Below are 14250 nucleotides of genomic sequence, written 5' to 3' on the forward strand. Positions count from 1 at the left end.
GATGATCACCGCTTCTTCGCCGGCTTTCCTTCGGCGGCGATGCTCCGGCGCAGGGCGTCCATGATGTTGATCACGTTGTCCGGCGGTGCTTCCGGCGCCGGTTCCGCTTTGGGCGGGCGCTTGCGGCCCTTCTTCTTGGCAGCGATGAGGTCGAGCAGGCGCGCCTGCACCGGATCGCCCGCCATGTCGGCGCTCCAGTCGCGGATGCGCTCCCTGATGAGCTCGCCGATCAGGCCCATCATCTTCTTGTCCGGCTTGTCGGCGCCGATGGCGTCGAAATAATCGGCGGGGTCGCGCACCTCGTCGCCGTAGCGCAGCGTCCAGAGCACGATGCCCTTGTCGCGCGGCTCCAGCATCACCGCCCGTTCGCGGCGATAGAGCACCAGCCGGGAGATGCCGACCGTGCCGGTCGCCGCCATGGCGTCGCGGATGACGCAATAGGCCTCCTCGCCGACCTCGTCGTCGGGCGTGAGGTAGTGCGGGCGGTCGTACCAGATCCAGCCGACGGAATCGGCCGGCACGAACATCTCGATGTCGATGGTGCGCGTGCTCTCCAGCCCGACCGCGCCGATCTCCTCGTCATCGAGCAGGACATAGTCGTCCTCGCCGCGCGGATAGCCCTTGGCCTCGTCCTCCTCGCGCACCGGCTTGCCGCTCACGGCGTCCACATAGTGGCTGACCACGCGGTTGCCGGTGGCGCGGTTGAGCGTGTGGAAGCGGATCTTCTCGCTCTCCGAGACGGCCGGTGTCATGGCGACCGGGCAGGTCACCAGCGAGAGCTTGAGATAGCCTTTCCAGAAGCTGCCGCGCGCCATGGCGCATCCCCGCTGCTGTGGGATATCGATGCTATCAACGGCCGTTCCCCGCGTCGTGTTCCCCTGGCGCACGCGGGCTGTGGGCGCGACCATGGCGAAGGAACGCCCCCGCCGCCGAACGCCGGTCAGCCCGGCGTGCCGGCCGGCTGCTGCTGGGTGATGCAGTGGATGTTGCCGCCGCCGAGCAGGATCTCGCGGGTCGGCAGGCCGACCACCTGCCGGTCCGGGAAGAGGCGGGCGAGGATCGCGGCCGCCTCGCCGTCGTGGTTCGGATCGAGCTGCGGCATCAGCACCAGCCCGTTGCCGATGTAGAAATTCACATAGGAGGCGCCGAGCCGGTCGCCGGCCTTGCGGTGCAGGCCGTGCTCCTCGCCGCGCAGCGGCGGGATGGCTTCGTCCTCGGTGCGATAGAGCGGGCCGGGAAGCGGCAGCTTGACCACCTCCAGCGTGCGGCCCCGCGCGTCGCGGCTTCTGGAGAGGCGCTCATAGGCGTCGCGCGAGATTTCATATTGCCGGTCGGCGGGATCGTCGCACCAGGTCAGCGCGACGATGCCCGGCCGCACAAAGCAGGCGAGGTTGTCGACATGCCCGTCGGTCTCGTCGTCGACGAGGCCGGCGCCGAGCCAGATCACGCTGGTCGTGCCGAGATAATCGGCGAGGTGGCGTTCTATCTCGGCCTTGGTGAGGCCCGGATTGCGGTTCGGGTTCAGCAGGCACTCCTCGGTGGTGAGCACCGTGCCCTCGCCGTCGACATGGATCGAGCCACCCTCCAGCACCAGCGGCGCGCGGTAGCGCGGCGCGCCGACATCGGCGAGCACGCGGGCGGCGATCAGCCGGTCGGAATCGCTGGGCTCGTAGAGGCCGCCCCAGGCGTTGAAATCCCAGTCGACGCCGCGCAGCCGGCCCCTCGCATCGGTCACGAAGGTCGGCCCGCAGTCGCGGCACCAGGAATCGTCGGAGGGCGCGGGCAGCAGGCGCACATCCGGGCCGAGCTGCCGGCGGGCGTTCTCCATCTCCTCCGGCGGCACCAGCATGGTGAGCGGCTCGAAGCGCGCGATGGTCGAGGCGACCGCCGCATAGGCGGCCTGACCGGGCTCGGCCTTGCCGCGCCAGTTGTCCTCGCGCTGCGGCCAGATCATCCAGCACCCGGCATGGCGCTCCCATTCCGCCGGCATGCGGAAGCCGTCGGCGGCCGGGGTGCCCGGCAGCGGGTCGGCGAAGACGGACGTGCTCATGCGGCGCCTCCCGCCGAGGGGTGCCGGCCGTCGAGCCCGAGCAGCGCGCCGTAGAGATTCGGCCGGCGGTCGCGGAACACGCCCCAGGATCGGCGCTGATGGGCGATGGCGTCGAGATCGAAGGTGGCAGTCAGCACGTCCTCGTTCGCGCGGTCCGCCTCCGCCACCTTGGCACCGGTCTGGTCGGCGATGAAGGAGGAACCGTAGAAGGTCATGGCGGTGCCGTTGAGCCCCGCCTCGGTGCCGATGCGGTTCGAGGCGACCAGCGGCATCAGGTTGGCGCCGGCATGGCCCTGCATCACCCGCTGCCAGTGGCCGGAGGAATCGAGGCTCGCGTCATGCGGCTCCGAGCCGATGGCGGTCGGGTAGAGCAGGATCTCGGCGCCCATCAGCGCCATGGCGCGCGCGCATTCCGGGAACCACTGGTCCCAGCAGATGCCGACGCCGATGGTGCCGACCTTAGTGTTCCAGACCCGGAAGCCGGTGTCGCCGGGCGAGAAATAGAACTTCTCGGTGTAGCCCGGCCCGTCCGGAATGTGGCTCTTGCGATAGAGGCCGAGCACGCTGCCGTCGGCATCGACCATGGCGAGGCTGTTGAAGCAAGCCTGGCCAGCGCGCTCGAAGAAGCTGACCGGCAGCACCACGCCGAGCTCGCGCGCCAGCGCCGAAAAATGCGCGATGAGCGGGTTGCCCTCGAAAGGCGCGGCGAGCTCGAGATAGGGATAGTGCTGGTCCTGGCAGAAATAGGGGGTTTCGAACAGCTCCTGGATCAGGATGAGCCCGGCGCCCTGCGCCGCCGCGGCGCGCACCAGCTTCTCGGCGCGGGCGATGTTGCCGGCGCGGTCCCAGTCGCAATGCATCTGCGTGGCGGCGACGGTCACTTGACGCATGATGATCTCCGATCGGCTTCCTGCCGGTCCAGTCTGCCCGCTCATGGGCGCGGGGAGATGACACGGGGTGTCGCATGGCTGCGAGCCTCCCGCGGCGATCCCGCCGGCCCGCCCCGCCTCTCATATTCCGCATTGAAGCACAAGGGCGTGCGCGCCGGAGCCGATCGTCCGAGTGCTGCGTCCACGGCCGGATGCCGCCCGTGGACGGATCGTCGGCGCTCCCGCCATCCGCGCTCCTGCCCCCCGGCACGACGCGCGGGCGTGTCCCGCACGTCGGACGCGCCATGCGCAATTATCGTCTGGCGGGCTGTTGCATTCGGTTTCGACCTGAGGCATAGAAGCGGCCCGTCCGATGGCTGCCGCAAGCGGCGCCGGACACGGAGCGGCGCGGGTGTAGCTCAGGGGTAGAGCACAACCTTGCCAAGGTTGGGGTCGTGGGTTCGAATCCCATCGCCCGCTCCAATTTTCCCAAGAAAAATCAAAGTGTTATTAGGCGTTTCGCCGGGCGCTACCTGCTTCCAAGCCCGCCCTCCGGGGCATATGGAAGCAGAATGGAAGCGATTGGACGAAGGCCGCCGGATAATGTGGCGCGTCGTCGGCGTTGCTGTCCCATCCCGTATAGGCGTTTCTGTCGTGATGGTCGCTCTTGCCGCGGCGGTCGGGTAGCGCCAATTGCGGCCGTTCCGATCGCTCTGGATAGCGGACATTCAAACAACGCCGTGACGGTGGCCAATCACTACTGCTCACCGATCTGCATCAGGGGCGTGCTGTCAAAGCCTTCGATCCACGCGCATACGCGCTCGCTTTCGGCGCGCAGCGGCGAGTCGAGTGGCGTATAGGCGAAATAGCTGCGCGACGGCAGCGAGATGTGCGGAAAGGGAGCCATCAGCCGCCCGGCGTTGAGGTCGTCCTCGATCAGGGCGGACGGCGCCATCGCCACGCCGAGGCCATCCACGGCGGCCTGGATCGAGAGATAGAAGTGGTCCAGCGTCAATGTGGCCGCCGGTTCCAGAGAGTCGTGCCCGGCCTTCGCCAGCCAGTCGCGCCAGAGCCGCGGCATGCTGGCGACATGGAGAAGCGTGTGCCGCGCGAGATCGCCCACCTCGCTGAGCGGTTGGCGTCGCAGCAGGGCAGGGCTGCAGGCCGGGAGCCGCCTTTCCGGTAGCAGCAGACGGGCCTCGAAGCCGTGGAAGGCGTCCGGACCGCCGCGGATGATCAGGTCATAGTCGCCGGCCAGCCCGTCGACCGGCTCATTGCCGGTCGTCAGCTCGATCTCGATCGCGGGATGCGCCTCCCGCAGCAGGCCGAGCTTCGGCACCAGCCAGCGCAGGCTGAAGGTGGCGAGCGCGTTGACCCGAAGCGCCACCGTGCCGCTGGCCTTCCGGCCGTGGACCGCGGCCGCCCGGGCGATGCGCTCGAGCGCGGGCTGGATTTCACCGAGCAGCGCGCGGCCTTCCGCCGTCAGGGCCACCCCGTGGCTCAGGCGGCGGAACAGCACCGGCGGGCCGAGCCATTCCTCCAGAAGCCGGATCTGCCGGCTGACGGCGCCATGGGTGACGCCGAGTTCCGCCGCGGCGTCCTTGAAACTCGACCGGCGTGCGGCCGCCTCGAAGGCGCGGATGGCATTGAGAGGCGGCAGAGGCCGGTTTTTCGAGGGGCCGTTCATGTGAGTTTTTCTGACATCGGATGGCCGAATTAGTCGTTTGCGCCCTCCATTCTAGCAAGCGCACCATATTGATGTGACAAATTCATCCAGCATCGCTCCTTCTGCCGGTCCGCCGGCACTGTCGCAGGCGCCGCAGACCCGTCGGCGCACTCTGACCCTCGCCGGCCTCGCCCACGCCCTGCACGACGGCTACACCGACGCCATCTACGTGCTCCTTCCGGTGTGGCGGGCCGAGTTCGGGCTCGATTATGTCGCGCTAGCCCTGCTGCGCGGCCTCTATGCCGGAGCCATGGCCGCGCTGCAGGTGCCGGCGAGCTGGCTCGCCGATCACGTCGGCGGTCGGGCGGTGCTGATCTTCGGGACGGTGCTTGCCGCGGCGGGCTATGCCCTCGCCGGTTTCAGCGGCGGCGCAATGGGGCTCTATGCCGCGCTGCTCGTCTCCGGCGCCGGCTCCAGCGTCCAGCATCCGATCGCCTCCAGCGCGGTGTCGCGCGCCTATGGGGCCGCGGCGCGCGGGCCGCTCGGCACCTATAATTTCAGCGGCGACCTCGGCAAGGCCATCATTCCGGCCGCGCTATCCTTCGGTCTGTCCTTCGCGCCGTGGCGGTCGGCCCTGTGGCTGCTCGCGCTGGCGGGGATCGCGGTCGCCGCCCTGCTCGCCCTGTCCATGCCCAGGATCGAAGCAGCGCCGCCTCCGGCCACCTCGGGACGTGCGCCCCTACGGCGCGGCGGTACCGGCTTCCCGCTGCTGCTGGCGATCGGCGTGATCGACACCGGCGTGCGCATGGGGTTCCTCACCTTCCTGCCGTTTCTGCTGGAGCTGAAAGGCGCCTCGCAGCCGCTCATCGGTACGGCGCTCGCCTTTGTCTTCCTGGGCGGCGCGGCGGGCAAGCTCGCCTGCGGCTGGCTCGCCCAGCGCTGGGGTGTTGTCGGCGTCACCCTCTGTACCGAGGGGCTCACGGCGCTCATGATCGTGCTCGCCGCCGTCCTGCCGCTCCTGCCGCTGCTCATCATCCTGCCGCTGCTTGGGCTCACGCTGAACGGCACATCCTCGGTGCTCTACGGCACCGTGCCGGAGCTGTCGCCGGCCGACCGGACCGAGCGCGCCTTCGCCATCTTCTATACGGGAGTGATCGGCTCGGGGGCGCTGTCGCCGCTGCTGTTCGGCGCGGTGGGCGATCAGGCCGGCCCTGTCGCCGCAACGCTGGGGACCGCCGCCGCCGCGCTGGCGAACCTGCCGCTCGCGCTCGCCCTCGGTCCGAAACTGACGAGGCGGTGAGCGGTGGCCGTCGCGCCTACATGCCCACGCCGCGTGAGAATTCGACAAGGAACGACATGGCAAGCGATAAAATTGCCCGTGCTGGTCAGTGCCATTGCGGTGCGGTGCGCTTCGAGGTGACGCTCAGCGACGGCTTCAACTCAATCCGACGCTGTACCTGCTCTTATTGCCGGATGCGCGGTGCGATCGTCGTGATGGCCGAAATGGGCGGGATCCGGATCGTCGAGGGCGCGGAGGTGCTGACGACCTACCGGTTCCACACCGCATCAGTGCAGCACTTTTTCTGTTCTCGCTGCGGGATCTATACGCACCATCAGCGACGATCCAATCAGAAGCTGTACGCCGTAAACGTCGCTTGCCTCGACGGAGTAAGCCCGTTCGATTTCGCCGAGGTGCCCGTCATCGACGGTGTCAACCACACGAACGACACCGGCAAGCCACCGCAGCGAGCCGGCACCCTCCGCTTCACTCCGGCAAGCTGACCGCCACGGATCTCAAAAACGCCTGGTCGGCAAAAAGGTGCCGGCTCCGCCTTTGTCTCCGTTTGCCATAATCGGTTCAGCCGCCGTTGTCGTTGCGCGCTAACAGCTGATGTTAGTTCCCAGCCGGGAAGCGGGCATTCCTGGCTTTCGTGGCGAATGCCCGCTTCTGGTGATTCAGCACACGGGCTCGATCAACGAAACTCAGGACTCAACTCTCGGGCCGGAGGAGATCGGGGACTGAGGCCATGATAGACGAGCGTATGGTCGCACGCCTTACCCTCGTTGAACTCGCTATACGCGAGCAAGAGATCAGGAAGAGCCGCTTCATTGCGGTCGCTGGTCCCGTCGCGGACGAGGCGGCAGCGAAAGACTTCATCGCTGCACAGTCGGATCCGGCAGCCAATCACAATTGCTGGGCATGGCGCTTGGGACAGAACTACCGCTTCAACGACGACGGGGAACCCGGCGGAACCGCCGGCAAGCCGATACTTTCAGCAATCGACGGGCAGGGCCTCGATGGCGTCGCGGTTGTCGTGACACGCTGGTTCGGTGGCGTCCTTCTGGGTAGCGGCGGCCTGATCCGTGCCTATGGCGGAACGGCGGCCCTATGCTTGCGCGAAGCCGAGAAGGCGCCGCTCATCGAGACCGTCTCCGGGACGGCCACATGCGGGTTCAGTGATTTGACGCTGGCCCAGGCAAGGTTGGGCGCGCTCCCCGACGTTCAGGTGGGGGTTCAGGCTTTCACGGACAGCGGCGCGATCCTGTCGGTGTCAGCGCCGAAATCGGAAGCAGATGCCGTGGGCCGGCTGCTTACGAATCTGACCAGCGGACGCTCGATGATCCGATGGAACGAATAGTCATGACAATAGGCCCGAGTAATATGCAGCTCGTCGACAACGGCTACGAAATGGTGGATCTGCCTCCACACAGATCTATCGGCCGATAGGCGACGTGGGTCTTGCCGGTGCCCGGCCCGCCGATCAGGACGACGTTGGGCGCGTCGTCATGGAACTCGCGGCGAAGGAGCTGGCACACGGGCGCCTCATGGACCTCGCTGCTGGCGAAGTCGAAGCCGGCGGCCGCGAGCGGATATGCGCGGTCGCTGGCATTGGGTCGAGGCGCTGGCGACACATATCGCGCCATTCTCTGGCATTGCCTGCAACAGCCTCGTGCTGGCGCTCACCACCTTGGTACGGGCTCAACGCAACGAAGGTCGTTGCATTCGTCGGGGAGAACGCCCCGCTGAATAGCCCGGCGGCGCGGGGCGGACCGGAAAGGCCGGCCCGCGTCGCCTCGACGGAGGAAGGCGCGCTCAGGCCTGCAGGAGCGGCCTGAGATCGAGGACATTGCCGATGCGCTCGATGCCGACGAGAGCGTCCACCAAGGCCTGCCCCTTGTCGCCGCCGAGAATCGGGCCGATCAGATCAAGCGCCTTTTCCACCACTTCCGCGCGGGACATGGGATTGGCGGGCGTGCCCTTCACCGCATGGGTGCGATGGGTGAATTCGCGCCCGTCGGCGGTACGGATGTGGATGATGACCTGGCGCGGCGGCAGCGCCGTAGTCAGCTCGGGATTGGCGACGAGCTGGATCTTCCGGCGCATCGCCGCCACGGCGGGGTCCACCATGCGCTCATGGCTGTGCGCGCTGTCGAATCCGAGCGCGCCGTCGACGAGCAGAAGCGCTATCAGGTGCTGGACATTGATGTTCGGCATGGTGCGATTGTCGACGAGGCTGGCGCGGTCGTCGGGCAGTTCCACCACAACCTTCTCGACCGTCCCGGCGGTAATCCCGTGCTCGGCCATCAACGCGGTCACCGCGTCCATCGCGCCCTGAATGGGCGACCCCACGCACCATTTCTTGATGCTGGCCTCCATGATCTCGTAGCGGCTACCGAGTCCCGAGGAGAATTCCTCCGGCCGGGGGTCGTTCGAGAAGGCAGAGAAGAAATTATTGTGGCCCGAGAGCGCGTCGTCGACGCCGGTGAAGCCGGCCGAGACCATGGTCGCTGCCGACATTGCGTTGCGGGCGGTCATGCCGGCGAAGTCGAACGACTTCTCGACGTGCAGGTCGTCGCGCGCCCAGCACTGCACGCCCGACGCCTGCTGGACCGTGTAGGAGAGCTGGTAGCGTACCTGCTGCGGCGTGTGTCGCATGAGCGCGGCGGCCGCGGCGGAACCGCCGAACAGGGTGCCCACGCTGTGGGTGCTGTGGCCGCCGGCATAGAGCTTGCGCGGGCCCATGGACAGGTTGGCGCGCACGCCGACGTCATAGCCGAGGATGACCGCCTTCAGCAGGTCCACGCCGCTGCGACCGGCGATCTCCGCCGCCGCCAGCGCCGAGGGGATGACGCCGCAGCCGGGGTGGAAGCGTCCACCCAGATGGGAATCATCGGTCTCGTCGGCATGGGCCGACATGCCGTTGGCGAAGGCGGCGTAGACCGCATTGGTCAGCAGGGTGCTGCCGATCACGGTGCAGCTCGGCGTGCCGCCCAGGGTCGCCGCATAGCGGATCGCGGCCTCGCCGGCGAGCAGCCGGGAACCGGAGACGATGGCGGCGACGGTGTCGAGCAGGTGATGACGCCCCTTTTCCAGCACCTCCTCGGGGATGCTGCGATCGAGGGCCTCGTGAATATACGTGCTGAGGTCGTTCATCACGACCGAGATCGGTTCCTTGGCATGCACCGTCATTGCGTCCTCCCAGACATTGTGTGTTGTTGAATTCAGAAGATTCCGGACTTTGCGCCGCGCACCATCTCGGCGAAGGCGCCGGGTGCGGCAAGGTTGACCGCACGAAGCTGCGCCGGCTCCAGTTCCGGCAGGCGCTGCACCAGATCGAGGAAGCGCCGCCGCTCGGCGGCCTCGGTGCTCTGCAAGGCCAAGGTTTCGAACTTGCGGATATAATCGACGCGTGCGAACGGACACTTGCCAGCCGGATGCGCATTGGCGGTATGGATCTCGTCGACGATCCGGGTGCCGTCCTTCAGCAGGATTTCAGCCCGCCCGCCATGGGCTCGCTCGATGCCCGGCACCTCGTCGTAGCGGCGGTTCCACTCGGGATCCTCCACCGTCTCGATCTTGTGCCAGAGCGCGACCGTATCCGGCCGACGCACCCGCTCGGGCGCGTAGCTGGCATGGTGGTCCCAGCTTCCATCCTGTAACGCCACGGCAAACATGAACATCACGCTGTGGTCGAGCGTCTCGCGGCTGGCATGGGGATCCATGCGCTGGGGGTCGCCGGTCCCCGTCCCGGTGGTACGGTGGGTCATGTGCTTGGTGAAGATGCGGATGCTCTCGACAGCATCCACGTCGGGAATGCCGGGCCTCATGCGGAAGGCGAGGTCGATCAGCGGCTGGCCGTGATAGGCGGCCGAGTGCTCCTTGGTGAAGGTTTCCATGATCGCGCGCTTGGGCTCACCCGGCGCCGGCAGCGGCACCGTGTAGCGCGCCTCTGGTCCGTCCAGCATGCTGGCGATCACGCTCGCCTCTCCCTCGTAGATCGGTGAGGGCGAGGCCTCGCCGCGCATGGCGCGGTCCACCGCCTCGACGGCGAGCTTGCCGGCATGGGCGCAGGCATAGGCCTTCCAGCTCGAAATCATGCCGCGGCGCGACTGGCGGGTGGCGTAGGAGGTGTGAACCGCCTGCTGGATCGCCTGATAGACGACCTCGACCGGTAGACGCAGCAGCCGGCCGAGCGCACCGGCGACGGCGGGCGCGAGATGGCCGACATGGTCGATGTGATGGGCGTTGAGGGGAATGCCTTTGCACAGGTCGACCTGAATCTCGTAGGAGGTCGCGATGGTGGCCGCGAGGTCGACGCCGTTGCAGCCCATCTGCTGGGCGACCGCCAGGATCGGCGAGATGCAGTCGCCGGGATGGGCGAACTCCACGTCGAAGAAGCTGTCGTGATAATCGAGTTCGCGCACCGCGACCGCGTTCGCCCAGCCGACCCATTCCGCCGCGCAGAGCCGGTCGCCGGACGAGCCGAACAGCACCGCGCCGCCCGGGCGTGGATGGGCGAGCGCCTGGGCATAGGCGGCCTGGACCGGATGCCGGCCCAGCGCGGCAATCGCCACGCCCATATTGTCGATGAGCCGGTTGATCACCATGCCGGTCACGTCCGCATCGAGCGGAACCGGATCGCAGGCGAGTTGCGCCAGCTTGTAGGCGAGCTGTTTCTCGGCGGGCAACGGCGTCTTCGACGGCCATACCCGGACTTCATGATCGATCATCGTCGATACTCCGAGCTTGTCACGAAACGGAAGTCGCCGGGCCGCTCGCGAGCGGGACCGGCAGCGCCACGCCGGCACGGCCAGCCACGGCCTTCAGCGACTCCAGCACTTCCGGCGAGATCGGGATGCCTTCGGACCATCTCCTCGTCGCGGTGCGCGCCTCGAGCTCGCCGGGATAGAGGACCTCGTCATGTCCAGCCGCGGGCGGCAGCGCCTTCAGCCGCGCGATCTCGGTTTCCATGCGCCCGTTGAAGGCGGCAAGCGGCATGAACGCATCGATCTTGAAGGCGAGGAAGAAATGCCCGACGTCCTGCGGCGCCTCGAAATCGCGGGTCATGTCGCGAATGTCGCCGCCGAAGGCCGAGCCTGAGAGCACGCCGCCGAGAATGTCGATCATCATCGCGATGGCCGAGCCCTTCGCGCCGGCGAAGGGCAGCATGACGCCTTCCAGCGCGCGTTCGGCATTGGTCGTGGGGTGGCCTTCGGCATCGAGCGCCCAGCCTTCCGGGATTGGCCGGCCATGGCGCGCGGCCAGCCGGATATGCCCGCGTGCCGCCACACTCGTCGCCATGTCCATGGACCAGGCCGCGTGGCGACCGGCCGGGCAGGCGACCGCGAACGGATTGGTACCGAAAAGCGGCTCGCGGCTGCCGAACGGCGCCAGCGATCGCGAGGCGGGGGACATCACCATGGTGATGCAGCCGTGCGGCACGCCCTGCACGGCAAAGAACGAGGCCGCGCCGAAGTGATTGCTGCGGCGTGCGGTCACGACACCGATGCCATGGGCCTCGGCCCGCGCCAGAGCTTCGTCCATCGCATACTGGCCGACCACCGGGCCCATGCCGTTGGCACCGTCCACGCTGGCGCTCCAGCCGAAGCGCGTTTCCAGCGTCATCGGCGGCCGCGGATCGACCAAATCCCGCTCGAAGCGCCCGGCATAGCCCGACAGACGGGCCACGCCATGGGTATCGAGCCCCCTGAGATTGGCGAAGACGAGGGCCCTCGCCGCCGTCGCCGCGTGGTCCTCGCCGAGGCCGTAATGGCGGAAGACCCGCGCCGAGAAGGTCTCGAGATCATGCGCGGAATAAGGGAGCGGCGCGGTCATGGGCGTCGCCCGCCCGCGCGACGGCACGAAGCCGTAGCGTGGGTCCCTGTGCAGGCCATGTTGGTCAAGAGCAAGGCTTCCTCCCGGATATCTTGTTGTTGACGTTGGGGAATGTCCGAGTCGGCGCGGGGGCCTCGGCTGGGTGTCATGTCAGCTCCGGTTACAGCGGGTGGCGACCAGCCGGGCGATCGCCGGCGCGCACAGGAAGACGATGACGATTCGCATCATGTGGCAGGTGATGACGAAGGCGACGTCGACGCCGACCGAGAGCGTGAGCAGCGACATCTCCGACATTCCTCCCGGCGAGAGTGCCAGCAAGAGCGGCAGCCGCTCCACTCCCTCGAAGACGCGGCTGGTGAGGATCGCCAGGCCCACCGCGGTGCCGATCATGATGAAGCCCCAGGTGACGCCGTGCCCGACCATCGGCAGCACATGGCGGAAGGCCATGCCCACGAACCGCACCCCGATATAGGCGCCGACGACGATCTGGGCCGGCGCCACGATCCACAGCGGGGGCGCGCCGCCCGTCACTCCCGCCAGATGCACGGTGGCACTCAGCCCCAGCGGCAGGAGCAGCGCTCCCGCCGGCATCCGCACCGCGCGCGACAGGGCGAAGCCGCCGACGCCGCACGCGACCAGCAGGACGATATCGATCGTCTCGAGGGGCGGTTTGCCGGCGAAGGCGGCGCCCGGCATCGGCCGTGCCATGAAGCCGATGATGAACGGCATGATGACCACGATCATCACGATCCGCAGCGAATGGACCACGGCGAGGACGTTGGCCCGCGCCCCGAGTGCGACCCCGAGAAGCGTCATCTCGGAAAGCCCGCCGGGCAGGCCGGCGAAAAGCGCGGTCATGACGTCCAGCCGCGCCACGCGGCGGAAATAGAGGAAGCCCAGCACGCTGATCAGCGCGGCATAGCCGAGCGTGACCGCGACGGGCAGCGGCCATTGTCCGATCTGTCTCAGAAGCGCGGGCGTGAACGAACTGCCGACAAGGACGCCGAGCACCGGCGAGACGAGATCGCGCATCAGCCGCGGAATGTGGACGGCGCTGAACAGACGGGTGCCGACGATCGTCGCGAACAGCGCGCCGAGGAGCCAGCCCAGCGGAACGTGGAAATGGCTGAACAGCCACCCGCCTGCCGAGGCCGCCATCAGGGTGCGGAGCACGACGACGTGGCCGGGGGCCGATGTCTGGTTCGCCACTGCCTCGCTCAGCTCGGTCACGCGCATGCTCCGTTTATAAGAATGAAATATGGTATCATTAGCAGAAATGAAAGACTCAAAAAGTACCCCACACGATGAGATCGGCGCGACCAGATAGGCGGGGAGCGAGTGATCACGCGTGTGATATTTTGTTGTATGAAACATAATTATGCTGACAGAAATGAATCGTCGCGTTAAAAGTACCGTCAACCAGCGCCGCGGGCGCCGCCGCCGAGGCGGATCGCGCGCTCCGGACACGCGACGAAAATCGTGAGCAGCACTGAAAGAGCGAGGAATCCATGGACGTGAAATCGGCGGCGGCGAACCACGGACTGACGTCGGACGACACTCTGCTCTCAGTCGTTCCGCGCTATTTTCCGGGGGTCGCGGTCGCTCTGATCGTCGCGCTGGCATCGAAATTCCTCGAGGACGTCGGCGCCGGGCCCTCGCTGATGATCGCGCTCGTCTGCGGCCTGCTGCTCAATTTCCTGTCCGCCGACGTGGCGGCGAAGCCCGGCGTGGTCTTCTCGGCCAAACATCTGCTGGCCGCCGGCGTGGCGCTTCTGGGCGCACGGCTGACCTTCGGCGACGTGATGGCGCTCGGCTGGAAGCCGGCCCTGGTCGTGGCGGCCGCCATGACGGCGACGATGGCCTTCAGCTGGTATGCTGCCAGGCTGCTCGGGCTCAGCGCGCGGCTCGGCGTGCTAGCCGGCTGCGGCACCGCCATATGCGGCGCCTCGGCGGCGGTGGCGGCCGCTTCGGTGTTCCGGAAGGACGGCGATCTCGAGCGGGACACGGCACTGGTCGTCATCACGGTCGTCGTGCTGAGCGCCATCGCGATGATCGCCTACCCGGCCATCGCGGGCGGCCTCGGCCTGAGCGACCTTGAAGCCGGCGTCTTCCTCGGCGGCTCGATCCACAACGTGCCGCAGGCGGTGGGTGCTGGCTACACCTTCTCGGAGCCGGCGGGCGATCTCGCCGCGCTGACCAAGCTCTACCGCGTCGCCCTGCTGGCCCCGATCGTGGTGGTCATCTCGCTGATGGTCGGCGGCGGCGGCAAGCCGTCCCTGCGCAGCATCGGCATCCCGTGGTTCGTGGTGGTCTTCGCCCTGCTGGTCGTCCTCAACTCGGTGGTCGAACTGCCGCCCTTGTTCCGGAACGGGCTGGTTGGCGCCTCCAACTGGCTGCTCCTCGTCGCCATCGCCGCGATTGGCATGAACACCTCGATCGCGAGCATCCGAACGGTGGGAGGGCGGGTCGTGCTGCTCGTCCTGCTCAACAGCGCGCTCCTTGCCGGGGGGCTCCTCGCGGCCATGCTTGTCGGCGTGTTCTGACACGC

Annotated in this window: 12 protein-coding genes, 1 tRNA gene and 1 pseudogene; 5 read left to right on the forward strand and 9 right to left on the reverse strand. The window is 67.6% G+C overall.

Translation table 11 applies throughout. The annotated features are described in order from the left end of the window. Positions 1 to 5: 5 nt before the first annotated feature. From U742_RS0108690 to aguB, 3 genes are all read right to left on the reverse strand, one after another. Positions 6 to 815 carry a non-homologous end joining protein Ku gene (locus tag U742_RS0108690; RefSeq protein ID WP_029352093.1) on the reverse strand — a complete coding sequence of 270 codons (810 nt, stop codon included), beginning with the start codon at positions 813 to 815 and terminating at the stop codon, positions 6 to 8. Positions 816 to 940: 125 nt separating this feature from the next. Further along, positions 941 to 2050 carry an agmatine deiminase gene (aguA, locus tag U742_RS0108695; protein WP_029352095.1) on the reverse strand — a complete coding sequence of 370 codons (1110 nt, stop codon included), beginning with the start codon at positions 2048 to 2050 and terminating at the stop codon, positions 941 to 943. Then, complete coding sequence (gene aguB / locus U742_RS0108700) at positions 2047 to 2943, reverse strand: N-carbamoylputrescine amidase (protein WP_029352097.1); 897 nt, start codon at positions 2941 to 2943, stop codon at positions 2047 to 2049. The genes aguA and aguB overlap by 4 nt, the downstream gene beginning before the upstream one ends. A 384-nt stretch (positions 2944 to 3327) precedes the next feature. Between aguB and U742_RS0108705 the strand changes: the two genes are divergently transcribed. Next, positions 3328 to 3402: transfer RNA gene (locus tag U742_RS0108705), tRNA-Gly, on the forward strand. Positions 3403 to 3676: 274 nt separating this feature from the next. Here U742_RS0108705 and U742_RS0108710 read toward each other — a convergent pair. Beyond that, a complete protein-coding gene (locus tag U742_RS0108710) occupies positions 3677 to 4606 on the reverse strand; it encodes a LysR substrate-binding domain-containing protein (RefSeq protein WP_029352099.1) in 930 nt (309 codons plus the stop codon). Positions 4607 to 4697: 91 nt separating this feature from the next. On the opposite strand from U742_RS0108710, the gene U742_RS0108715 reads away from it, so the two are divergent. The 3 genes from U742_RS0108715 to U742_RS0108725 all read left to right on the forward strand — a co-directional run bounded on the left by U742_RS0108715 (position 4698) and on the right by U742_RS0108725 (position 7224). Continuing rightward, complete coding sequence (locus U742_RS0108715; RefSeq protein ID WP_029352100.1) at positions 4698 to 5885, forward strand: MFS transporter; 1188 nt, start codon at positions 4698 to 4700, stop codon at positions 5883 to 5885. Between the two features lie 56 nt (positions 5886 to 5941). Next, a complete protein-coding gene (locus tag U742_RS0108720; protein ID WP_029352101.1) occupies positions 5942 to 6367 on the forward strand; it encodes a GFA family protein in 426 nt (141 codons plus the stop codon). A gap of 245 nt (positions 6368 to 6612) precedes the next feature. After that, the gene (locus tag U742_RS0108725; protein ID WP_038360921.1) at positions 6613 to 7224 is read left to right on the forward strand and encodes an IMPACT family protein; all 612 of its coding nucleotides are present in this window, start codon (positions 6613 to 6615) and stop codon (positions 7222 to 7224) included. Positions 7225 to 7312: 88 nt separating this feature from the next. On the opposite strand, the pseudogene U742_RS23530 reads toward U742_RS0108725, so the two are convergent. From U742_RS23530 to U742_RS0108750, 5 genes and pseudogenes are all read right to left on the reverse strand, one after another. After that, positions 7313 to 7441, reverse strand: a pseudogene (locus U742_RS23530) (ATP-binding protein); the annotation flags it as partial. Between the two features lie 238 nt (positions 7442 to 7679). Then, entirely contained in the window at positions 7680 to 9056 is a 1377-nt protein-coding gene (locus U742_RS0108735; protein ID WP_051660960.1) for an MmgE/PrpD family protein, read from the reverse strand. A gap of 32 nt (positions 9057 to 9088) precedes the next feature. After that, a complete protein-coding gene (locus U742_RS0108740) occupies positions 9089 to 10597 on the reverse strand; it encodes an MmgE/PrpD family protein (RefSeq protein WP_029352108.1) in 1509 nt (502 codons plus the stop codon). Between the two features lie 19 nt (positions 10598 to 10616). Beyond that, on the reverse strand, positions 10617 to 11702 hold the full coding sequence (locus U742_RS0108745; RefSeq protein ID WP_029352110.1) for an Ldh family oxidoreductase: 1086 nt from the start codon (positions 11700 to 11702) through the stop codon (positions 10617 to 10619). A gap of 150 nt (positions 11703 to 11852) precedes the next feature. Next, positions 11853 to 12932 carry an AbrB family transcriptional regulator gene (locus U742_RS0108750; RefSeq protein WP_197028215.1) on the reverse strand — a complete coding sequence of 360 codons (1080 nt, stop codon included), beginning with the start codon at positions 12930 to 12932 and terminating at the stop codon, positions 11853 to 11855. Between the two features lie 278 nt (positions 12933 to 13210). Between U742_RS0108750 and U742_RS0108755 the strand changes: the two genes are divergently transcribed. Next, the gene (locus U742_RS0108755; protein WP_051660962.1) at positions 13211 to 14245 is read left to right on the forward strand and encodes a YeiH family protein; all 1035 of its coding nucleotides are present in this window, start codon (positions 13211 to 13213) and stop codon (positions 14243 to 14245) included. Positions 14246 to 14250 lie beyond the last annotated feature (5 nt).

Origin of the sequence: Allobosea sp. 117, from assembly GCF_000702305.1 — a bacterium.
Lineage (GTDB): Bacteria > Pseudomonadota > Alphaproteobacteria > Rhizobiales > Xanthobacteraceae > Ancylobacter.

Coding starts and splice junctions, on each gene's coding strand:
- U742_RS0108690 (WP_029352093.1), bottom strand. CDS start 815: ATGGCGCGCGGCAGCTTCTGGAAAGGCTATCTCAAGCTCTCGCTGGTG.
- aguA (WP_029352095.1), bottom strand. CDS start 2,050: ATGAGCACGTCCGTCTTCGCCGACCCGCTGCCGGGCACCCCGGCCGCC.
- U742_RS0108710 (WP_029352099.1), bottom strand. CDS start 4,606: ATGAACGGCCCCTCGAAAAACCGGCCTCTGCCGCCTCTCAATGCCATC.
- U742_RS0108720 (WP_029352101.1), top strand. CDS start 5,942: ATGGCAAGCGATAAAATTGCCCGTGCTGGTCAGTGCCATTGCGGTGCG.
- U742_RS0108725 (WP_038360921.1), top strand. CDS start 6,613: ATGATAGACGAGCGTATGGTCGCACGCCTTACCCTCGTTGAACTCGCT.
- U742_RS0108735 (WP_051660960.1), bottom strand. CDS start 9,056: ATGACGGTGCATGCCAAGGAACCGATCTCGGTCGTGATGAACGACCTC.
- U742_RS0108740 (WP_029352108.1), bottom strand. CDS start 10,597: ATGATCGATCATGAAGTCCGGGTATGGCCGTCGAAGACGCCGTTGCCC.
- U742_RS0108745 (WP_029352110.1), bottom strand. CDS start 11,702: ATGACCGCGCCGCTCCCTTATTCCGCGCATGATCTCGAGACCTTCTCG.
- U742_RS0108755 (WP_051660962.1), top strand. CDS start 13,211: ATGGACGTGAAATCGGCGGCGGCGAACCACGGACTGACGTCGGACGAC.